20 protein-coding genes are annotated in these 20962 nt (G+C 61.4%); 10 read left to right on the top strand and 10 right to left on the bottom strand.

Going from position 1 to position 20962, the window contains the following annotated elements:
• The first annotated feature begins 243 nt into the window (after window positions 1–243).
• Window positions 244–1893 carry a stalk domain-containing protein gene (locus IHN22_RS06500; protein ID WP_191434241.1) on the top strand — a complete coding sequence of 550 codons (1650 nt, stop codon included), beginning with the start codon at window positions 244–246 and terminating at the stop codon, window positions 1891–1893.
• Window positions 1894–1938: 45 nt separating this feature from the next.
• Here IHN22_RS06500 and IHN22_RS06495 read toward each other — a convergent pair whose 3' ends face one another.
• Together IHN22_RS06495 and IHN22_RS06490 are read right to left on the bottom strand one after the other, a co-directional pair.
• Entirely contained in the window at window positions 1939–3384 is a 1446-nt protein-coding gene (locus tag IHN22_RS06495; protein ID WP_191434239.1) for an SH3 domain-containing protein, read from the bottom strand.
• A 12-nt stretch (window positions 3385–3396) separates the two neighbouring features.
• A complete protein-coding gene (locus tag IHN22_RS06490; protein WP_191434237.1) occupies window positions 3397–3810 on the bottom strand; it encodes an S-layer homology domain-containing protein in 414 nt (137 codons plus the stop codon).
• Window positions 3811–3992: 182 nt separating this feature from the next.
• Here IHN22_RS06490 and IHN22_RS06485 point away from each other — a divergent pair, with 182 nt between their 5' ends.
• Genes IHN22_RS06485 through IHN22_RS06475 form a run of 3 tightly spaced genes read left to right on the top strand, consistent with a single transcriptional unit; the run spans window position 3993 to window position 7966 of the window.
• Window positions 3993–4838 carry an undecaprenyl-diphosphate phosphatase gene (locus IHN22_RS06485; RefSeq protein WP_300985759.1) on the top strand — a complete coding sequence of 282 codons (846 nt, stop codon included), beginning with the start codon at window positions 3993–3995 and terminating at the stop codon, window positions 4836–4838.
• Between the two features lie 54 nt (window positions 4839–4892).
• Window positions 4893–7553 (top strand): DNA translocase FtsK, encoded by a 2661-nt coding sequence (locus IHN22_RS06480; protein WP_191434235.1) that lies wholly within the window; start codon window positions 4893–4895, stop codon window positions 7551–7553.
• 5 nt (window positions 7554–7558) lie between these two features.
• Window positions 7559–7966: a GNAT family N-acetyltransferase gene (locus tag IHN22_RS06475; protein WP_191434233.1), complete on the top strand. Its 408-nt coding sequence runs from the start codon at window positions 7559–7561 to the stop codon at window positions 7964–7966.
• A gap of 279 nt (window positions 7967–8245) precedes the next feature.
• Here IHN22_RS06475 and IHN22_RS06470 read toward each other — a convergent pair whose 3' ends face one another.
• The 3 genes from IHN22_RS06470 to gltX all read right to left on the bottom strand — a co-directional run bounded on the left by IHN22_RS06470 (window position 8246) and on the right by gltX (window position 12516).
• Window positions 8246–9424: an iron-containing alcohol dehydrogenase gene (locus IHN22_RS06470; protein WP_087187869.1), complete on the bottom strand. Its 1179-nt coding sequence runs from the start codon at window positions 9422–9424 to the stop codon at window positions 8246–8248.
• Between the two features lie 194 nt (window positions 9425–9618).
• Window positions 9619–10977 (bottom strand): PepSY1/2 domain-containing protein, encoded by a 1359-nt coding sequence (locus IHN22_RS06465; RefSeq protein ID WP_191434231.1) that lies wholly within the window; start codon window positions 10975–10977, stop codon window positions 9619–9621.
• Between the two features lie 54 nt (window positions 10978–11031).
• The gene (gene gltX, locus IHN22_RS06460) at window positions 11032–12516 is read right to left on the bottom strand and encodes a glutamate--tRNA ligase (RefSeq protein WP_087268464.1); all 1485 of its coding nucleotides are present in this window, start codon (window positions 12514–12516) and stop codon (window positions 11032–11034) included.
• A gap of 179 nt (window positions 12517–12695) precedes the next feature.
• Here gltX and trpS point away from each other — a divergent pair, with 179 nt between their 5' ends.
• From trpS to IHN22_RS06440, 4 genes are read left to right on the top strand one after another with little or no spacing between them, the layout of a single operon-like run.
• The gene (gene trpS / locus IHN22_RS06455; protein WP_087388972.1) at window positions 12696–13697 is read left to right on the top strand and encodes a tryptophan--tRNA ligase; all 1002 of its coding nucleotides are present in this window, start codon (window positions 12696–12698) and stop codon (window positions 13695–13697) included.
• 22 nt (window positions 13698–13719) lie between these two features.
• The gene (locus IHN22_RS06450) at window positions 13720–14835 is read left to right on the top strand and encodes an MraY family glycosyltransferase (RefSeq protein WP_087187873.1); all 1116 of its coding nucleotides are present in this window, start codon (window positions 13720–13722) and stop codon (window positions 14833–14835) included.
• Window positions 14832–15980, top strand: coding sequence for a non-hydrolyzing UDP-N-acetylglucosamine 2-epimerase (gene wecB / locus IHN22_RS06445; protein WP_191434230.1), 1149 nt, complete (start codon window positions 14832–14834; stop codon window positions 15978–15980). The genes IHN22_RS06450 and wecB overlap by 4 nt, the downstream gene beginning before the upstream one ends.
• Window positions 15981–16032: 52 nt before the next feature.
• The gene (locus IHN22_RS06440) at window positions 16033–16788 is read left to right on the top strand and encodes a hypothetical protein (RefSeq protein ID WP_191434228.1); all 756 of its coding nucleotides are present in this window, start codon (window positions 16033–16035) and stop codon (window positions 16786–16788) included.
• Here the strand turns inward: IHN22_RS06440 and IHN22_RS06435 are convergent.
• The 3 genes from IHN22_RS06435 to IHN22_RS06425 are packed head-to-tail and all read right to left on the bottom strand — an operon-like array spanning window position 16785 to window position 17757.
• Entirely contained in the window at window positions 16785–17060 is a 276-nt protein-coding gene (locus IHN22_RS06435) for a hypothetical protein (RefSeq protein ID WP_087187876.1), read from the bottom strand. The genes IHN22_RS06440 and IHN22_RS06435 overlap by 4 nt on opposite strands.
• Window positions 17053–17472 carry a hypothetical protein gene (locus IHN22_RS06430; RefSeq protein WP_191434226.1) on the bottom strand — a complete coding sequence of 140 codons (420 nt, stop codon included), beginning with the start codon at window positions 17470–17472 and terminating at the stop codon, window positions 17053–17055. Before IHN22_RS06430 ends, IHN22_RS06435 begins: the two co-directional genes overlap by 8 nt.
• A 24-nt stretch (window positions 17473–17496) precedes the next feature.
• On the bottom strand, window positions 17497–17757 hold the full coding sequence (locus IHN22_RS06425; protein WP_087187878.1) for a hypothetical protein: 261 nt from the start codon (window positions 17755–17757) through the stop codon (window positions 17497–17499).
• A 72-nt stretch (window positions 17758–17829) separates the two neighbouring features.
• Here IHN22_RS06425 and IHN22_RS06420 point away from each other — a divergent pair, with 72 nt between their 5' ends.
• On the top strand, window positions 17830–18297 hold the full coding sequence (locus tag IHN22_RS06420) for a metallophosphoesterase family protein (protein ID WP_191434224.1): 468 nt from the start codon (window positions 17830–17832) through the stop codon (window positions 18295–18297).
• 12 nt (window positions 18298–18309) lie between these two features.
• Window positions 18310–19101, top strand: coding sequence for a type III pantothenate kinase (locus IHN22_RS06415; protein WP_300985746.1), 792 nt, complete (start codon window positions 18310–18312; stop codon window positions 19099–19101).
• Window positions 19102–19151: 50 nt separating this feature from the next.
• Here IHN22_RS06415 and IHN22_RS06410 read toward each other — a convergent pair whose 3' ends face one another.
• Together IHN22_RS06410 and IHN22_RS06405 are read right to left on the bottom strand one after the other, a co-directional pair.
• Entirely contained in the window at window positions 19152–19931 is a 780-nt protein-coding gene (locus IHN22_RS06410; RefSeq protein ID WP_191434223.1) for an ABC transporter ATP-binding protein, read from the bottom strand.
• On the bottom strand, window positions 19924–20871 hold the full coding sequence (locus IHN22_RS06405) for an ABC transporter permease (protein ID WP_191434221.1): 948 nt from the start codon (window positions 20869–20871) through the stop codon (window positions 19924–19926). The genes IHN22_RS06410 and IHN22_RS06405 overlap by 8 nt, the downstream gene beginning before the upstream one ends.
• Window positions 20872–20962 lie beyond the last annotated feature (91 nt).

The raw sequence follows: 20962 nt of genomic DNA, 5'->3' as shown, positions 1-20962 counted from the left end.
CTCTCCATGCACGCCCCCTTCGAGACCGTGTCCAAGCTGGACTGCTATATGACCTACAAGGGCATGAAGGCGGTTTACGAAGCTCAGTAAGTAAAAAGCAAATAGGGAGCGCCCGGCCATCAGGCCGGGCGCTCCCTATTTGCTTGCCCGGACGGCAAAAAAGAACTGGCATGGGTTGATATACAAGGATAAATATGGTATACTACTTCCAACAAAAATAAAAATGGAAATGGAGTGGATCCCATGAAAAGACGCAGATTCTTGTCCCTGATGCTCTCTGTGCTGCTGTTGACGGCGGCCTTTGTGCCCGCCGGGGGCGCTGCCCAGGCGGCGGGCAGCGAGATCTCCGTGTATGTGGATGGGGCGAAGCTGACCTTCGATCAGCCGCCCGTCGCCCAGAACGGGCGGGTGCTGGTGCCCTTCCGGGCCATCTTCGAGAAGCTGGGCGCCCAGGTGGAGTGGTATCCCGAGCAGCAGGGGGTGGCCGCTCAACGGGGGGACACCCTGGTGGTGCTGCAGCTGGGCAAAAACGTGCTGGCCAAGCAGGTGGGCGGCGGTCAGGCCCAGTACTTCCAGCTGGACGTGGCCCCCTTCGCCCTAAACGGCCGGACCCTGGTGCCCGTCCGGGCGGTGTCCGAGTCGTTGGACTGCGACGTGCAGTGGGACGGGGCCAACAACCGGGTGGTTATCACCTCCGGCGGTCAGTCGGCTGCCGCCGGTGAAAACCGGGTGTACAAGGACATCACCTACAAGGAGGTTCGGAGCAGGGCGGTGTTTGACGGGGACATCCTCTACTTCTCCTTCGGGGGGCAGACCACGCTCTACCGGTATGACGGTGTCTCTGTCACCTCCTTCAACGCGGCGGTCTATCCCGCTGAGATCATTCCTTACGATGGGAAGGTCTACTACCATGGGAGCGGCAGCAATCAGGCCGTCTACCGCATCGATCCCGCCACCGGTGCCCGGTCCATCGTATTCAATCAGGACGGGAAACTGGAGATCGCGCAGATGATGATTTACCGGGACTATCTGGTAGTCACCGGCGAGAACGAGAACTCGGTGTACGCCGTGGACCTGAACACCGGCAGCAGCAGGCAGCTCTACCACAACGATGGGCTGTCCAATTACATCAATATGACGGCTGCGGGCGGCAAGATCTATCTCAGCGACTACTTCTATTCCAATGCCGCCTGGTCCCACTCCATCATTGAGGCCGATCCGGCCACCGGCGCCAGCCGGACTCTATATGACAACGTGGGGAGCGATCTCTTCTGCGCAGCGGACGGCTCGGGCATCTACTTTGATGACGACGGCGCCTATTACTTCCACAACGCCTCCACCGGCGTCCGTCAGAGTGTCAGCGAGAGCAGCTACAACGCTGCCGAGAATGGTTTCCGGCAGGCCAACGTCTATACCTGGACGGCGGATTGGCAGTATGGTCACAGCCAGACCAAGGTGGTGCGGGTCAACCGCAGCACCGACCTCCAGGAGGTGCTCTATCAGGGCAGCTACCAGTGCAGATGCCTGGCCAACAACGACTCCAAGGTGGTCTTTCTTGAGAGCCAGAGCGGCTTTACTGCCGGGTCCAGCTCCTGGGGCGCTACCTCCATCTATATTATGGACAGTAACGGCAGCAACGTGAAAGAGATATTCAACAACGGTACCAGTACCTCCGGCGGCAGCAGTTCCGGCAGCGGCGGCTCCGCCGTGGGCTCTGAGCCCTGCGCCGTCTGCGGCGGAGACGGAATGGTGACCTGCCCCTATTGCAGAGGCACCGGTCAGGGGCAGTCTATCTCCGTCATGGGGATCGAGACCCCTCAGAAGTGTACCTACTGCGGCGGAACCGGCCAGAGGCTGTGCAGCGGCTGTGGCGGTTCCGGTGTCAAAAACTAGATCAGATCAAAGAGAGAGGCAGGACGAAATGTCCTGCCTCTCTCTTTATCCAGGTGTGGTGCTGCGGCAGCGGGTGATCTCAAAGCCGCCGGTGGAGGTGCGTCCTCCCGCCAGAGTGCGGGCGGCGTAGTCGTTGAAATGCCACCACTCCGACTCCAGGGGCGTCATGCCCGCCTTGCGGAAATAACTCCGCAGGGCCAGAGCCGGGTCATTCATGGTGGAAGCCAGGGTTGTTTCGCCGGGACCGGTGGTGGAGGCCGCCGCCATGCTCAGTTCATGGATGGGGGTTGGCATTTCGTACTCCTGATAGTCCACCGGTACCAGATAGGTATGGCCGCCGGTGGTACGGGTCTCGGTGCGGAATACCTTCACCAGGCTTACATCCACCGCAAAACCCTTCTGGTGATTGGAGTAGCCGGTGTTGATGAAGTAGGTCATGGACCAGGGCTTTGTGGTGATGCCCGCCTTCACCTCCGGGTCCTTCTCTGCCAGAGCGGTCAGGGTCTTGACCACCGCCCGCTGGGTGGCATAAGGCCGGTAGGCCTCGTATAGCTTCAGACTGTTGCCCTGGGCCAGGGCCTTTTGCTGGGCGGCACAGATCTTTTTGGCGGTGGCGTAGAGCACCGGCATGAGGAACTGCTCCTCATCAAAGCGGGGGTTATACACCTTGCCCTGGTAGAGGGCCTGGCCGGTGATACCGGGGATATCTTTACCCGAGCTGGTGTACCGGGAGGCATAAGCGTTGGTGGCGTCATATACGATAGAAGGGACCACGTCGGGCAGATTGATCATGCACAGGCGATGGTCTACCCAGCCGGTTCCGTAGCCAGAGGACACCTTCCACCAGTTTCCCTTTTCCCCCAGGATGGTAAAGGAAGCACCGGCGGGGAGCACCGCGGCGGCCCCGGCGTAGGGATCGGCGGCGGGCTGGGCCTCAGAAAGCTGAGTCGTGGCCTGGGCCTGAACAGGGGAGGGCAGGGGACTGGCTTCCGGAGTGGGCGAGACGGACGGCTCCGCGGCTGGTGTCTCCGAAAGGGCCGGCTCTGGTGCGGAAGAACCAGAGGGCTCCGGTTCAGCGGAGAGGGCAGGTGTTGGAGCAGGTGTGGGAGAAGGCGTCACAACAGGCGTGGGGGAGGGGGTGGCTGTGGGGGTAGGTGTGGGCGCGGGAATGGCGGCCCACAGGCCCTGTTCTACCGCGGCATAGCCGGTGGCGCCGTAGACCGGCAGCTCCAGCCCGCCGGTCAGCTTGGGGACGCTCCGGTCCAGGGTATGGTCCTCATCCCACACAGGTACGGTTGGGGTGGGGGGCGGTGTGGGCTCCGCGCTGGGGGTGGGAGAAGGCTCCGGAGTGGTCGAGGGGATGGGAGTCTGCGTGGGGGAGGGCGAGGGTGAAGGAGGCGTTGAGGAAGGTTCCGGCTGTGGGGCGCCGCAGGCGGCCAGACCGGCCAGCGGTGCCAGGGCGCACAGCAGAGCGGCAGCGCGTCTCATCATACCCATTCTCCTTTATTGTTCCAGCGTCTCAACCACACGGCTGAGCACAGTGGCGGCCTCGGCCCGGGTGGAGGCGGCCAACGGCATCAGAGCATTGCCGCTGCCGCCCTGGAACAGCCCGGCGGCGGAGGTGCGGGCAGCGGCTTCCAGGGCCCAGAAGGCAATGTCGCCGTCATCGGCAAAGCCCAGGCCGTTTTCGTCGGGCAGGTCCAGGCAACGGTCGATGATGGTCATCATCTCCTGCCGGGTAATGGGGCGGTCAGGGGCAAAGGTGTTTTCATCGGTGCCAGCCACCAGACCCAGTTGGGCGGCCTGATGGATGTAGTTGGCGGCCCAAGTGCCTTCCACGTCAGCAAAGAGGGGCTCCTCCACACCTTCGGGTGCCTGAGGCAGAGCATTCTTCTGCGCCAGGGCAGTGTACAGCATAGCGGTAAATTCCGCAATTTTTTCAACTGGTGGGAAAAAGGATGGAAAAACTCCGCCGGATATGATATGATAAAAACTAACCGCCCTGACGCAGTATACCGCGTACAGGGGCGATGTACCGGGGACGAACTCATTTTCAAACGGGTTTTGATTCCCAAAAATCGTGAATGGAGGAAGTCGTTTTGAGCTATTTGATGGCCATCCTCATGGGGATCATCCAGGGTGTGGCGGAGTTTCTGCCCATCTCCAGCTCCGGCCACCTGGCCCTGTTCCAGCAGTTCTTCGGTATGGAGAACGTAGAAGAGAAGTACATGATGTTTACGGTGATGCTCCACTTCGGTACCCTGCTCTCGGTGCTGGTGGTCTATTGGAAGGATGTGGCGGAGATGATCCGGGAATTCTTCCTGGGTATTGCCGCCCTGGCAGGGAAGGACACCGGTACACCTCCACCCCCTGCCCGGCGGATGGTAATGCTCATCATCATCGCCACTCTGCCCCTGTTTATAATGGTGCTGCTCCAGGATGCGGTAAACGCTCTGTTTGCCAGTTCCATTATGGTGTCCATTGCGCTGCTGGCCACCGGCTTTATCCTTTTTTTCTCTGACCGGCTGGCTCATGGTCGCAAGACCGCCAAGAACGCCACCGTGGTGGACGCTCTCATCGTGGGCTGCGGCCAGGCGCTGGCGGTGATCCCCGGCCTGTCCCGCTCCGGTACCACCATCTCCGTGGGTATGCTGCGGGGCTTTGACCGGGCCTTTGCCGTCCGCTTTTCCTTCCTCATGTCCATGCCCGCCATTGTGGGCGCCAATATTTTGGAACTGAAGGACGCGGCGGAGAGCGGCTTTGTAACCTCTGAACTGCCCATGTACCTGGTGGGTGTGGCGGTGGCTGCCGTGGTAGGCTATTTCGCCATTCGGTTGGTCAAGAGCCTGTCCGACAAGGGCAAGTTCGGCAAGTTCGCCTACTACTGCTGGGCGGTGGGCCTGGGCAGCCTCATCGCCGGCATTGTGAAAACCGTTATGATGTAAATCGGCACCGCCCACCTGTGGGCGGGAAACCCGACCCTGAAAGGATCTGATACCATGGCCACCGCAAAGAAGAAAAGCACCGGAGGGAAGCGGACTGCCTCTTCCAGCCGGTCCTCCTCTTCCCGCACCACATCCAGCCGCAAAAAGCCCGCCCCCCGCCCGGTCCGGCGGGAGGTGGGGGCCGTGGTGTGTTTGCTGCTGGCCATCTTCGCTGCGCTGGGCTATTTCCACATCCAGGCCATCTTCATCGACTTCTTCTGCGGACTGGTCAAGGGCCTCATCGGCTACGGCTATCTGCTGCTGCCTCCCATGCTGTTGGTGGCCAGCGGTATTCTGGCCTTCCATCGGGGCCGCCCGGTGCGGCTTCGGGTGTGGTGCGCTCTGCTGCTGCCGGTGCTGGCAGGCGGCTTCTTCCACCTGCTGCTGGCCCAGGCTGCCTATGCCTGGGATATGAAGCTGCCGGAACTGCTCTGGAAACAGGGCGAGGCTTTGGCCAGCGGCGGTGTGATCAGCGGTGTGATTGCACTGGGTCTCACGGCTGTGTTCAGCAAGATCGGCGCCGGTATCATTTTTGTGCTGCTGGCTGTGATCCTGGTTATGGTGTGCTTCCATATTTCTCCCACCGATGTGGTGGACAGGCTTCGCAGCCGTCCGGAGTACGAGGAGGAGGAGATCCCCGAGCCCCGTCCCCGCCGGAAGAAAGCCGAGCGTGAGCCGGAACCTGTCCGGGAGGGCCGCAGACAGCAGCCCCAGATCGACATCCCGGTGGACGACGGTCCCCTGGTGGGCAAGAAGCGGGAGCCCAAGCCCATTGAGAAGAAGGAGCGCTTCTTCAACCGCAAGCCTTCGGTGCCCACCCCCGACCAGGTGCTGACCGGCACTACCCAGGCCCAGACGGAGGCGCCGGAGGAGGAGGCCCTGCCCTTTGCCGCTCCGGCGGAGATCCGGCAAGAGGCCGTCCAGCCCCAGCCTGTGGTCCAGCCGGAGCCGGAACCCATTCCGGAGACTCAGCCTGTGCCTGAGATCGTGCGGGAGCCCGCCGTGCCCCCCACCTCCGCCAAGGCCCGCCAGAAGGAGGAGACCGCCCAGGTTGCCGCCGAGGTGGCCCAGGACATTGCCCGAAGCCTGGAGGAAGAGCCTGTGGCTTACCAGTATCCCCCTGTCTCGCTGTTGACGGAAGGGGAGGGGGTATCCAGCTCCGATGTGGCGGGGGAGCTGCGGGTCAATCAGGCCCGTCTGTCCGACACCATCCGTTCCTTCGGCATCGACGCCAGCATCTCCAACGTGACCCGGGGCCCCTCGGTGACCCGGTATGAGCTGGAGCTGGATCAGGGCGTGCGGCTCAACAAGCTGACCAACCTGGCCGACGACATCGCTCTGGCTCTGGGCGCCACCGGCGTGCGTATCGCCCCCATCCCCAACCAAATCTCCATGGTGGGCATCGAGGTACCCAACCGCTTGGTGTCCCCGGTGTACATCCATGACGTCATCGACTCCCGGGAATTCCGGGACAACCCCTCCAAGGTATCCTTTGCCGTGGGCAAGGACATCGGCGGCAACAATATTGTGGGCAACATCGCCAAGCTGCCCCACCTGCTGATCGCCGGTACCACTGGCTCCGGTAAGTCGGTGTGTACCAACTCCCTCATTATCTCCCTGCTGTACAAGGCCACCCCGGAGGAGGTCCGCCTCATCATGGTGGACCCAAAGATGGTGGAGCTGGGCATCTACAACGGCATTCCTCATCTGCTCATCCCGGTGGTTACCGACCCCAAGAAGGCCGCCGGCGCTCTCCAATGGGCGGTGGTGGAGATGATGAAGCGATACCGGGCGTTCTCCGAGATCGGCGTCCGGGACCTGGCCTCCTACAATGCCCACGCCGCCAAGACCGACGACATGGAGAAGATGCCCCAGATCGTGGTGGTCATCGACGAGCTGGCCGACCTGATGCTGGTGGCCGCCAAGGAGGTGGAGGAATCCATCTGCCGGGTTGCCCAGATGGGCCGTGCCGCCGGTATGCACCTCATCATCGCCACCCAGCGGCCCTCTGCCGACGTGATCACCGGCCTGATGAAGGCCAACATCCCCAGCCGTATCGCCTTCGCCGTGGCCTCCTCTCTGGAGTCCCGTATTATTCTTGATACCACCGGCGCGGAAAAGCTGGTGGGCCGGGGCGATATGCTGTATTTCCCCCTGGGCTCCGGGAAGCCCCAGCGTGTTCAGGGCTGCCTGATCTCCGATGAGGAGGTGGCCGCCGTGGTGGGCTTCATCAAGCAGAACAGCGGCGGGGCCGAGTACGATCAGGAGATTATGCACGACATCGAAAAGCACGCCGCCGAGAAGGAAAAGGGCTCCAAGGGCGTGGGCGGCTCCGCACCCGAGGATGTGGGAGACGACTACGACGAGCTGCTTCCCGCCGCCATCGAAGTGGTGGTGGAGACCGGCATGGCCAGTGTGTCCATGCTCCAGCGGCGGCTCAAGCTGGGCTACTCCCGCGCCGCCCGTCTGGTGGATCAGATGGAGGAGAAGGGGGTCGTTGGACCCTTTGAGGGCTCCAAGCCCCGGCAGGTACTCATCAGTAAGGAACAGTGGCAGGAGATGCAGTTCAAGCAGGACATGGCCGGCAGTGCGCCGGAGCCGGTGCCCGACGAGCTGGAGTTTGAGGGGGATGCCATTCCCCAGAGCCGGGATATGCCCCCCTTTGATATGGAGTGATGGGAATGGAGCAGTTTGTAATCCGTCCCGCCGACGAGAGGGCCGGTGAGGCCATCCACGCCGGACTGCGGGCCTATAACCGGAAGTTTGTGCCGGATACGGCGGATCTGTCCCTGGTGGTTGCCGACCAGGCCGGGCGGATCATCGGCGGCTGCGATGCCTTCCGGATGGGGGAGCTGGCCATGCTGGATGTGCTGTGGATGGCAGAGGACCACCGGGGCGCCGGTCTGGGAGCCTGCATCCTGGAGCAGCTGGAGGAGAACGCAGCCCGGCAGGGCGCCAAGCGGCTGGAGCTGAATACCTTCGGCTTTCAGGCCCCCCGCTTCTATGAGAAGATGGGCTACCACCGCTTCGGTGCGGTAGAGCAGGGGACCGGCAGCTACGGCCACTATTTCTATGTCAAAGAGCTGTAATCAAATCAAACAAGAGGAGCGCAGTCGCCGGACTGCGCTCCTCCTATCTTTATGAGACTGCCCCAAAACCTGTATGGCCCAGATTTCGGAGGGAAAGATAGTGTGAAAGACTGCCCCGCAGGGCGATTCGAAGCGCAACCGCCACAAGGTGGCGGCACTTAGCGCGGAGATAAACCGTCAGGGTTGTCTTTCGCGTCTGATCAAAAAGATAACATACAAGAGGAGCGCAGCCCGACAGCTGCGCTCCTCTTGTATGTATGGGTAAGGGTTTGTGGGAGATCAGAAGTTGACTTCTTCACCGTAGTAGATGCAGGTGAAGAGCTTGGCCATGGTCTCGGGATCGATGGGACGGGGGTTGGAGCCGGTGCAGGCGTCGCCCACCGCGTTGGTGGCGATGGCGGTCAGCTTCTCCTTGAACTCGTCCTCGATGATGCCGAAGTCCTTCAGGGTGTTGGGGATGCCCATGGCGTCGTTCATGGAGCGGATCTTGGCACGCAGGCCCTCCACGCACTCCTCCACGGTGCCGGTGATGCCCATGGTCTTCGCGATGTCAGCATAGCGCTCCGCCACGCCGGGCGCTTTCGCGTTGTAGGCGATGACGTAGGGCAGGTACATGGCGTTGGCCAGGCCATGGGTGATGTGGCCGGTGGAGAAGGCGGCGCCGGTCTTGTGGGCCATGGAGTGAACGATGCCCAGCAGAGCGTTGGAGAAAGCCATACCGGCCAGGCACTGACCGTAGTGCATCTCCTCACGGCAAGTCATGTCGCCGTTGTAGGACTTGATGAGATCATGGTTCACAATGTCAATGGCCTTCAGGGCCAGAGGATCGGTAAAGACGGTGTGCAGGGTGGACACATAGGCCTCGATGGCGTGAGTCAGAGCGTCCATGCCGGTGTGAGCCACCAGCTTGGGGGGCATGGTTTCGGCCAGAGCGGGGTCGATGATGGCCACGTCGGGGGTGATGTTGAAGTCGGCCAGAGGATACTTGATGCCCTTCTGATAGTCGGTGATGACGGAGAAGGCGGTGACCTCGGTGGCAGTGCCGGAGGTAGAGGGGATGGCGCAGAACTTGGCTTTCTGACGCAGCTCGGGGAAGGAGAAGGGGGTGATCAGATCCTCAAAGGTGGTCTCGGGGTATTCATAGAAGGCCCACATTGCCTTGGCGGCGTCGATGGGGGAGCCGCCGCCCATGGAGATGATCCAGTCGGGCTGGAATTCCCGCATCACGGCAGCGCCGCTCATGACGGTCTCCACAGAGGGATCGGGCTCCACGTTCTCGATGAGCTTGGTCTCAATACCGGCTTCCTTCAGATAGGCAACCGCCTTGTCCACAAAGCCGAAGCGCTTCATGGAGCCGCCGCCCAGCACCAGTACCGCGCGGGTGCCCTTCAGATTCTTCAGATTTTCCAGGGCGTTGGGGCCGTAATAGATGTCTCTGGGAAGGGTAAAACGGGACATGGTAAATACCTCCGTATGTCTCATTAAATTTTGATCGTTAAATGTTTAACGATCTTACGGCCCCTATTATGGCACATTGTTAATTCTTTGTCAATCCATGAAGAAGAAACTATTCGTTCCAAACTTTTGGTTCTACCAATTTCCGCAAAAAAAGCCACAGCAGGCATACAACTGTACGCCTGCTGTGGCTTTTATCATAGAACCAAGGTGCCGTTTTCGGCCTCCAGAAGAAGGAGAATGTGCTGCTGCTTGCCGGTTTGGGCGTTGACGTAGATGAGAACATGGGTGCCGTCCTGGGCCTGGCACTTGAATTCGTGGCATAATACCTCGTATTCGCCGCCGGTGGGGATGAGAGCCAACTGGTGGGAGAGAACGGTGAGGGAGTCGTCCACCAGGGCCTGGGCGGTCTGGGCGTCCACGGCGGGGGAGGACAGGTCCCGGCTGCCGTGGTGGGTCAGGTAGCCCGCCGCCTCAAAGCCCACCACCTCGCCGGTGTCCAGGTCCACCGACACCTTCACCAGATCGGGGTAGCAGTAGACGCCGTTCTCCACCGGGGCAAAGTTGATTGCCAGCACTCCGTCCTGCTCTATGAAATAGCTGGGGGCCATATTGGCGTAGCCTTTTTCCGCCAGGAAGGCGGCGGCTTTTTCACAGCCCTCCGTCCGGCTGAGCACCGGCTCTCCGGCGGTACGGGAGGAGAATACCTCCAGGATCTGTCCGCCCTGACAGGTGACCTGGATATAGAGCTGTCCGCCGTCCACCAGGGCGGTGAAGCCGTAGGCGGGCAGGCTGCCCTCAGACTTGGCGGTGAGGGTGAACACCTCGGGCCGCAGCCCCAGGAAGGCTGCCGCCGCCTCACGGGCCTCCGCCTCGGTGACCTGGGGCAGGCCCTCCAGCATCCTGGGGGTGCGTCCATCCAGATGCTCCGAGAAGGGGCCGTCGTAGATCAGAGTGGGCACCTCGGGGAAGTCGGCCTCCACGCTCTGGAAGGCGGAGCCGCCGCTGACCTGCTCCTGGCCGTCGCTGGCCGCCAGCCGGTCCTGGGCCTCCGCCAGTTCCTCCGGCCGGATGGCCCCGGCGGTGAGCTGGGCCTGGAGGGTCTCCAGGGTGAGGGAGAGTTCGCCGGCCGCCTCGGACAGCTGGAACAGGGCGTCTCGGTGCTCGTCGGTGCATACCAGCTCCGCTGAGGTCCCCTGGGCCAGGGCCATGGCGTAATCACCCGCCCGGGCCAGGAAGGCGGCAGTCTGCTCCAGCTCCACATTGCCGTAGGGCAGCTCGCCCAGAGCAGCCTGGGCGGCCTGAGCCTTGGAGTAGGCCTGGGTGCACAGGGAGGCGAACAGGGCGGGGGAGGTGGCGTGGCTCATTTTGGTCAGGGCCACCTCCAGTTCCCCCGTGGCGGTGGTCAGCTCGGCGAAGGCATGGCGGTAGCCGTTGTCCAGCAGCCGCCGGTACTGCCTGGCCTGGGCGTGGCCCTGGATGGCAAAGCCGGCGGTGATGGCGAAGGCCGCCGCCAGAAAGCTGACAGCCAGCACCCGAATCTTTTGTTTTGACATAAAAACGCCCCCTTTTCCTCTAGTATGGGGAAAAGGGGGCATACTATGTGACACTTATTTTGCCAGCTGAGCCATACCCAGCTTGATGCGGCGGAGGGTCTCCTCCTTGCCCAGAATGTGGCACAGCTCTACCGCGCCGCCGGGGGTGACCGCCTTACCAGACAGGGCGGTACGCACCGGCCACATGATGCGGCCGTTCTTCAGCTCCAGCTTCTGAGCCAGGCCGATGAGGGCGTCGTGGATGGCGTCGTAGGTCCACTCGGGCAGATTCTCCAGCACGGGCAGCACCTGCTCCAGGGCCTCCAGGGAGTTCTCCTCGTTGGTCTTCATCTTCTTGTGGCAGTAAAGCTCATTGGAGTACTCGGGCAGGGCGTCGAAGAAGTCCACCTGAGGAGCGATGTCCAGCCAGGTGTCGCACCGGGGCTGCACCAGGGGAGCGATGAGCTTCAGGTCAATGCCCTCGGTCTTGACGGCTTCCTTCAGGTAGGGCTCGGCACCCTCATAGAAGGCCTCGGGGGAGAGGGCGCGGAGATAGTTGGCGTTGAAGTATTTCAGCTTTTCGATGTCAAAGATGGCGGGGGACTTGGAGATACCGCCGATGTCGAACACATCAGCCAACTCGCTGAGGGTGAAGAACTCCCGCTCAGCATACTCGCCCTTGGGGGACCAACCCAGCAGGGTGACGTAGTTCACCACTGCCTCGGACAGGTAGCCCATGGCGATGAGGTCCTCGTAGGAGGGGTCACCCTTGCGCTTGCTCATCTTGTTGTGCTGGTCACGCATAACGGGGGAGCAGTGGATATAGGTGGGCACCTCCCAGCCGAAGCCCTCGTACAGCAGGTTGTACTTGGGGGCGGAGGACAGGTACTCGGAGCCGCGTACCACATGGGTGATGCCCATGAGATGGTCGTCGATAACGTTGGCAAAGTTATAGGTGGGCAGACCGTCCCGCTTCATGAGCACCTGGTCGTCCAGGGTCTTGTTCTCCACGGTGATATCGCCGAACACAGCGTCGGAGAAGGTGGTGGTGCCCTCAGCAGGGATGCGCTGGCGGATGACGTAGGGCTCGCCGGCGGCCACCCGGGCCTTGGCAACCTCCGGGTCCAGATCCCGGCAGGGATCGGCGGCCCGGTCAAAATCGCCGGAGTCCTCCTCGGATTCGGTCTTTTCACAGAAGCAGTAGTAGGCGTGGCCCTTCTCCACCAGCAGCTCGGCAAACTTGCCGTACAGGTCACGGCGCTGGGTCTGGATGTAGGGGCCCACAGGGCCGCCCAGATCGGGACCCTCGTCCCAGGTCAGGCCGCACTTGCGCAGGGTGTTGTAGATGACGTCGGTGGCGCCCTCCACCAGACGGCCCTGGTCGGTGTCCTCGATGCGGAGAATGAATTTACCGCCGTTGTGACGGGCGATGAGCCAGGTGTACAGGGCGGTACGCAGGTTGCCGACGTGCATATAGCCCGTGGGGGAAGGGGCGAAACGGGTGCGCACGCCGTCGTGGGGGATGCGGCCCTCCAGTTCCTCAAACCAGTTCAGATCCATACAGATCCCTCCGTTGAACAAAATACCCGGGTGACGGGTGTCAAATCGTAACCTTTATTCTACCGTTTCAGCCCTAGAATTGTCAATAGTGCGGCCCTGTTATTCTTGTCAACCGCCGGGAAATGTGGTATTATATCGTCAACTATGCAGAAATCTCTTGACAAGGGTGTGAACCTGTTATGGAAACGAATAAGAAAGTCATCTTCAGCGGCATCCAGCCCAGCGGCGCCCTCCACCTGGGCAACTATCTGGGAGCCCTGCGCAACTGGGTAGCCCTGCAGGACGAATATAACTGTGTCTACTGTGTGGTGGATGAGCACGCCATTACCGTGCGGCAGGACCCCGCCGCCCTCCGCCGCCAGACCATCGAGCTCTTTGCCCAGCTGGTGGCCTGCGGCATCGACCCGGAGAAGTCCATCCTGTTCATCCAGTCCCACGTCCCCGCCCATGCCGAGCTGGCCTGGGTGCTCAACTGCTACACCATGTTCGGTGAGCTGTCCCGCATGACCCAGTTCAAGGACAAGTCCGCCAAGCACGCCGACAACGTCAACGCCGGCCTGTTCACCTACCCCTCCCTGATGGCCGCTGATATCATGCTCTATCAGGCCGACCTGGTGCCGGTGGGGGAGGACCAGAAGCAGCACGTGGAGCTCACCCGCAACATTGTCCAGCGCTTCAACGGCATCTACGGCGATGTGTTCACCATGCCTGACGCCTATATCCCCAAGGTGGGCGCCCGGGTCATGAGCCTGAACCAGCCCGACAGCAAGATGAGCAAGTCCATCCCCGAGGGCTGCGTCTACCTGATGGACAGCCCCGACGATATTATGCGCAAGTTCAAGCGTGCGATCACCGACAGCGACACGGAAAACTGTGTCCGCTATGACCGTGCCAACAAGCCCGGCGTGGCCACCCTCATCGACATCTATGCCGCCGTTACCGGCAAGACCTATGAGCAGATCGAGGTGGAGTTTGAGGGCAAGGGCTACGGCGCCTTCAAGCCCGCTGTGGGTGCGGCCGTGGTGGAACTGCTCCGGCCTGTCCGGGAGGAGACGGTGCGCCTGCTGGGCGACAAGGCCTATCTGGAGGGCCTGTACCGCGCCGGCGCAGAGAAGGCCGCCTCGGTGGCCCAGCGGACCCTGCGTAAGGTCCATAAAAAAGTGGGCTTCATCCCCCGCTGAGAGATAAAGGAGCATCTTTCCTATGCCAATCAATTCCGAGCTTCCCCTGCTGGGGATGGTGGCGGCCGCTCTGGTGGTGGCCTTTCTGGTGGCGCTGATTGCCACGCCGGTGGTCAAGAGCCTGGCCTTTAAGGTGGGCGCGGTGGACGTACCCAAGGACAACCGCCGGATGCACGATCATCCTATTCCCCGGATGGGAGGCCTTGCCATTTACCTGGGCTTCCTGCTCAGCGTACTGCTCTTCCTGGATCTGAACGCCCAGATGCGGGGAATGCTGCTGGGCGCCACCATCATCGTGGTGCTGGGTATTTTTGACGATATCTATGCTCTGGGCGCCAAGCTGAAGTTTCTGATCCAGATCGGCGCCGCCCTGGTGGCGGTGCTCTCGGGCAATGTCATCGAGACCCTGTCCAATCCCAACGTCTTCTCTTCCAATCTGTACTGGGACCTGGGCTGGCTGTCCATCCCGGTGACGGTGCTGTGGATCGTTGCCATCACCAACGCCGTCAACCTGATCGACGGCCTGGACGGCCTGGCCTGCGGTGTCTCCACCATCAGCTCCATGACGCTGCTGGTCATCGCCCTGGTGGTCAGCGAGGGCGACGTGGCCCTGCTTATGGCCGCTCTGGCCGGCGGGTGTATCGGCTTTTTGCCCTACAACATGAACCCCGCCAAGATCTTCATGGGCGACACCGGCTCCACCTTCCTGGGCTATATCCTGGCGGTGGTGTCGGTCAACGGCCTGTTCAAGTTCTATACCATTATCTCCTTTGCCGTGCCCTTCCTGATGCTGGGCCTGCCCATCTTCGACACCTGTTTTGCCTTCATCCGCCGCATTGCCCACGGCCAGAGTCCCATGCACGCTGACCGCAGCCATGTGCATCACCGGCTCATCGATATGGGCTTCAACCAGAAGCAGGCGGTGGCGGTGCTCTATATCATCAGCGGTATTCTGGGTCTGTCCGCCGTGGTGCTCACCACCAGCGGACCGGTGAAGGCCATGCTGCTGCTGATGGCCCTGTGTTTTGCCGGCGCCATTGCCGGACATATCTTCCTGAGCAATAACCGGAAGGATATGGAGAAGGGAAAAGCATCTGAGGAGCAGCCGGAAGAAAGTCCGGAGGAGGAGCAGAAATGAAAGAGATCCGTGTTATGACCATCTTCGGCACCCGGCCGGAGGCCATTAAAATGGCCCCCCTGGTGCAGGAGCTTCAAAACCGTCCGGGCATCACCTCCATCTGCTGCGTCACTGCCCAGCACCGCCAGATGCTGGACTCCGTGCTGGACATCTTCCATCTGAAGCCGGACTATGACCTGAATATCATGGAGCCCCGACAGACTCTGTCCACCATCACCACCAAGTGCCTGCTGGGCATGGAGGAGGTGCTGGAGCAGGCCAAGCCCGATCTGGTGCTGGTTCACGGCGACACCTCCACCACCTTTGCCGGTGCTCTGGCCGCCTTCTACCATCAGGTCAAGGTGGGCCATGTGGAGGCCGGCCTGCGGACGTGGGACAAGTACTCCCCCTTCCCGGAGGAGATGAACCGGAAGCTGGTGGGCGACATTGCCGACCTGCATTTCTGTCCCACGAAGAGTAACGTGGCCAATCTGGCCCGGGAGGACATCACCGACGGGGTGTTTATCACCGGCAATACCGTCATTGACGCCCTTAAGACAACGGTTGTAAAGGATTATCACTTTTCGACTGAGCTGCTCAACCAGCTGGACTATGAGCACAAAAAAATCATTCTGGTCACCTGTCACCGGCGGGAGAATTACGGCCAGCCCATGGCCAATATCATGACCGCCCTCCGCCGGGTGGCGGAGTCCTTTGAGGATGTGGAACTGGTGTATCCGGTCCACCTGTCTCCCGTGGTGCGGGAGGCGGCGGCCAAGTACCTGTCCGGCCACCAGCGCATCCACCTCATCGATCCTCTGGATGTGGAGGAGATGCACAACCTGATGGCCCGGTCCTATTTGGTGATGACCGACTCCGGCGGCTTGCAGGAGGAGGCCCCGGCCCTGGGACGGCCTGTGCTTGTCCTGCGGCGGGAGACTGAGCGGCCCGAGGCCGTGGAAGCCGGTACCGTCAAGATCGCCGGTACTGAGGAGGAGACCATCTTCCGTATGGCTTCTGAGCTGCTGACCGACGAGAAGGCCTACCATGAAATGGCCCACGCAGTCAACCCCTACGGCGACGGCTTTGCCTGCCGCAGAATTGTGGATGCTATCGAGTGGCAGTTCGGCCTGAGAAGTGATAAGCCGGAGGAGTTCGGCGTTTAAGCAAGTTTGTGAATAGATCAGATCCCTTGGTCGAGCCTGAGGAGGGAGCGGCATGGAACGGCGCAATCGGAATATCCTGGTGGTGCTCATCGGCATCGTCATTACTGTCGCCATGCTCTCCAGCTTTGGGCTCGGCCTTTTTGCGCCTGATACCGCCAAAATCCAGCTTCCTACCCCGGCGGCCAGCCAGTCCCAGGAGCCGGCAGGGGAGGAGGAGTATGTGCGGGTGGAGATCACCACTGAGACAGTACAGTATGTGGTGGAGCACACCCTGACTCGGCCGGAGAGTTACGGACGGAATGTGACCATTGAGGATTTCTGGGGAGAGGGCCAGAGCGGTGTTACCCACGCTACCGTGTGGGTGGATGATGGCTGGACCCACACCACTGCCACGCTGCCCGGAGGTACCGTCCGCTATTCCATTGTAGGGGATGATCAGTTCTGGCTCTGGTACGAGGGGAATAGCCGGGTGCTTACCGGGGCGGCGGATGAGGACTCCGCCGATCTGGAAGGTCAGCGTATCCCCACCTATGAGGATGTGCTCAAGCTGAAGCAGTCGGATATTGCCGATGCCGGCTATGAGGATAAGGAGGGCGTCTCCTGCATCTTTGTGGAGACCGTGCCTGACAGTCAGGGTTATGTAGAGCGATACTGGATCTCCACGGACAGCGGCTTGCTCTCCTGTGCGGAAACCAGGCTGGAAGGTCAGCTGATTTATCGGATGAGCGCCTTTTCGGTGGACCGGCCCGTGCCGGAAAACGCATCCTTTGTGCTGCCCGATGGTACGGTGCTCCACGACCTGAGTTAATTGAGTCCCAACAGCAGCACCAGAGCCAGGGTGATGACCAGTTCCATGTCGTCCCCCTCCAGAAAGAGAAAGAGCAGGATGAGCAGAAGCAGCACATCCCCGGTGTCCAGACTGTCCAGCTTCAGGCTTTTCAGCAGCTCACCCAGCGCGCCTGCTTTCTTTTTGCCCCCCGCCTTTGGGGGGCGCTTCTCTTCCCGGGGCGGGGGAGAGGGGGCATCCTCCTGGGGTATCCTGGTATAGGAGGTGCCGTTGGGGATGTAGCGGTTATACATCGTCCTCCTCCTCTCCGCGGTCACGGAACATCCGCAGCGCTGTCCGGATCACCCGGGTAAGCCGGGCGATGCGGACGGCCTGATCCATCTTTTCCTGCCGCTCCGGCTTGAGAAAGGGCTTGAGTGCGGCCAGCAGGGCGGTCTTTTTATCGTCCTGGGCGGAATACTCCGACAAAAGCCCCATCCCCATCCGCAGCAGCCTGGGGTCCAGCCCGTCCAGGGCGGACAGGGGGGAGGGAGCGTCGCTCTCTGCCGGCGGCTGGTCGGCCGGTTCAGACTCCGGTTCTGCCGCGGGCTGTTCGGATGCCTGCTCCTCCTGCTTGCCCGAGAGGGACTGGGCCAGGGACATGATCTGTTCCATGGCTTGGGGATTGCCCAGGATCTGGTTGAGTTGTTCTTCCAACTGGGCCACGGGCCATCCCTCCTTGGCGTAAAATCAGTCCTGTTTGGGAGCGGTTTGATTGAGCCGTTCCACCAGTTTGGCGCCCTCTGGGTTCTGCATCACCTGGCGCACCATGGCCAGCAGATCTTTGGTATCCCCCAGAGCGGCGGATGCGGCGGCGGTTTTCAGCTTGCCGCCGGCATTTTGATTGAGCAATTCCATCAGCCGCTGGGCGTCCGGGGAGTGGATCACCTGCTCCAGCAGGGCCCGGTTGTGCTCCAGGGCGGCGGTGGGATCGGTTTTGTTCTGACCCATATCATCAACTCCATCCCTAATATATAGTGGCGTTCACTTCATTATATGTACCGCCCTTGAGAAGGTGATTGTATGAAACTGCTGATTTTTTCTGATTCCCATGGCAATGTGGCCAACATGGAGGATATTGTGCGGCTGAAGAGCCCTGATCGCATCCTCCACCTGGGGGATTTGGCCCGGGACGCCGAGGACCTGGCCGCCAAGTTCCCGAACATCCCGGTAACCTACGTCCCCGGCAACTGCGACGGACGACGGCCCGACCTGCCGGAGGAGCGGGTTTTTACCCTGGAGGGCTGTAAGATTCTGATGACCCACGGCCACATCTACCATGTGAAGATGGGTATGGGAATGGCGGTGCGGGCGGCCAGGGAAGCAGGGGCCCATCTGCTGTGCTTTGGCCACACCCACGAGGCCTTCTGCGAGTTTGAAAACGGGATGTGGATCGTGAATCCCGGTTCGGTTGGTACCTTTGGACCTCACACCTACGCTGTGGCTGTCCTGGAGGATGGCGGCGCGGTGTGTTACCTCAGTCATTTATAAGAGAAGGGAAGGATGGCTATGCTGCTTGCGGTGGACGTGGGCAACACCAATATGGTGTTCGGCATCTATGAGGGGGCGGAGCTGAAGGGCAGCTTCCGCACCATGACGGACAGCGACCGCACCTCTGATGAGCTGGGGCTGCTGGTGTGCCAGTATTTCCAGCGCTTCGGCCTGGAGCTAGACCAGATCGAGGATGTGGTGATCGGCTCGGTGGTGCCCCAGGTGATGCACACCCTCACCAACGCCATGAAAAAGTATGTGGGCAAGACCCCTCTGGTGTTGGATGACGGACTGGACCCCCGGCTTCCCTATGTGCCCTGTGCCAGTGAGGAGCGGTTGGGTCCCGACCGGGCGGCGGCCGACATCGCTGCCATGGCCAAATACGGGAAACCTCTGATTGTGCTGGACTTCGGCACCGCCACTACCCTGGACGCGGTGAGTCGGGACGGGGTGTACCTGGGCGGCTGTATCACCGCCGGGGTACGGGTATCTATCGACGGGTTGTTCCAAAAGACTGCTTTGCTGCCCCGGGTGGAGCTGGTGAAACCGGCCACCGTGCTGGGTACCACCGCCGTGGGCCAGATCCAGGCAGGGGCTGTCATGGGCTACATCGGGGCTATCGAGTATCTGATCCGCCAGGCCAAAAAAGAAATGGGAGAACCGGATGTGAAGGTGATCGCCACCGGCGGCCTGGCCCGGATGGTGGCGGACAACACCGACCTCATCGACGTGGTGGACCCCCAGCTGGTGCTGGACGGCCTGCGTATCATCTATGAGCGGGAGAAGGGCATACAGAGCCTGTAAGTAAAAATGCCTGGGTACCAAGGTACCCAGGCATTTTTGATTCGTTTGTCCTATTCGCTGAGGAGCATCCGGTCATTCTCCACATGGAATTTGTCCAGCAGGTCCTGAACGGTGAGATTCTGCTTCTCCTCCCCCCGGATGTCCGCCACGATCTGGCCGCTGTCCATCATGATGAGCCGGTTGCCGTGGGCAATGGCATCCCGCATATTGTGGGTGATCATCAGGGTGGTGAGCTTGTCCCGGCGGACGATCCGCTCGGTGGTCTCCAGCACCTTGGCCGCCGTCTTGGGGTCCAGGGCGGCGGTATGCTCGTCCAGCAGCAGCAGCTTGGGCTTTTTCAGGGTGGCCATCAGCAGGGTGAGGGCCTGCCGCTGGCCGCCTGAGAGCAGGCCCACCTTGCTGGTGAGCCGGTCCTCCAGCCCCAGGCCCAGGATGGCCAGCTTCTCCCGGTACTGCTTGCGCTCGGCGTTGGTGATGCCGTAGCGCAGTCCCCGGCCCTGGCCCCGGCGGAAGGCCAGCGCCAGATTTTCCTCAATGCCCATGGTGGCGGCGGTACCCATCATGGGGTCCTGAAAGACCCGGCCGATGAATTTGGCCCGCTTGTGCTCGGGCAGCTTGGTCACATTCTGGCCGTCAATGGAGATGGTGCCGCTGTCGGGAGGGAAGACACCGGCTACCAGATTGAGCAGGGTGGATTTGCCTGCGCCGTTGCCGCCGATGACGGTAACGAAGTCCCCGTCCTCTAGCGTGAGGGACAGGCCGTTCATGGCCCGCTTTTCGTTGATGGTGCCGGCATTGAAGGTCTTGTAGAGATTACGCACCTCAAGCATTGCGCGCCGCCTCCTTTCGAACCGTCTTGGTGAAGTACTTGCCCTTCCAGTAGGGGATGCTGAGGAACAGGGCCACCACCACGGCGGAGAGCAGCTTCAGGTCGGTGGACTCCAGGCCCAGGCGCAGCACGAACTGGAGCACGATGTAGTAGATGATGGAGCCGATGACGGCGGAGAGCAGCTTCAGGGCGAAGTTTCGGAACACCTTGCCCAGCAGCACCTCGCCGATGATGACGGCGGCCAGGCCGATGACGATGGCGCCACGGCCCATATCCACGGTGGAGCTGCCCTGATACTGGGCCAGCAGAGCGCCGGACAGGGCCACAAGGCCGTTGGACACCACCAGACCCAGTACCTTGCACCAGCTGGTGTTGATGCCCTGGGCCCGGGCCATGGCCTGATTGGCGCCGGTGGCCCGCAGGGCGCAGCCCAGCTCCGTGCCGAAGAACCAGTAGAGCACGGCAATGAGCACCACCGTAAAGATGGCCAGCAGGAACAGGGGATTGGTCAGGTCAAGCTCCCGGATGTAGCGGGAGGAGACCAGCAAATCCTGCTTGTCCACGCTGAGGGCCAGGGTGGCCTTGGTCTTGGCGTCGCTCCAGAGAGCCATGATGCGCAGGTTAATGGAGTAGAGGGCCAGCTGGGTCAGGATACCGGCCAGAATAGCGGGGATGCCGCAGGCGGTGTGGAGCAGGCCGGTAATCAGTCCCGCCAGCATTCCGGCGATGACGGCCATCAGCAGGGCCAGCCAGGGGTTCCAGCCCTGGCTGATAAACAGGGCCGCCACCGCGCCGCCGGTGGCCAGGGAGCCGTCCACCGTCAGGTCGGCAATATCCAGGATGCGGAAGGTGATATACACCCCGATGGCCATGATGCCCCAGGCCAGTCCCTGGCCGAAGGCGCCGGGCAGAGAGTTGAAAAATGAGAACAGGAAGTCCATGATTCTGCCTCCAAATGATTAAAATCTTGCATCGCATACCGGAAAAGGGCGGAGAAGGGAAGTCCCTTCTCCGCTCTTTTGTCCGGGCGTG

Source organism: Flavonifractor sp. An112 (genome assembly GCF_904377885.1).
GTDB classification, from domain to species: domain Bacteria; phylum Bacillota; class Clostridia; order Oscillospirales; family Oscillospiraceae; genus Flavonifractor; species Flavonifractor avicola.
Note: the sequence above shows the minus strand (reverse complement) of the source record. Positions and strands in the feature narration are given on the sequence as shown.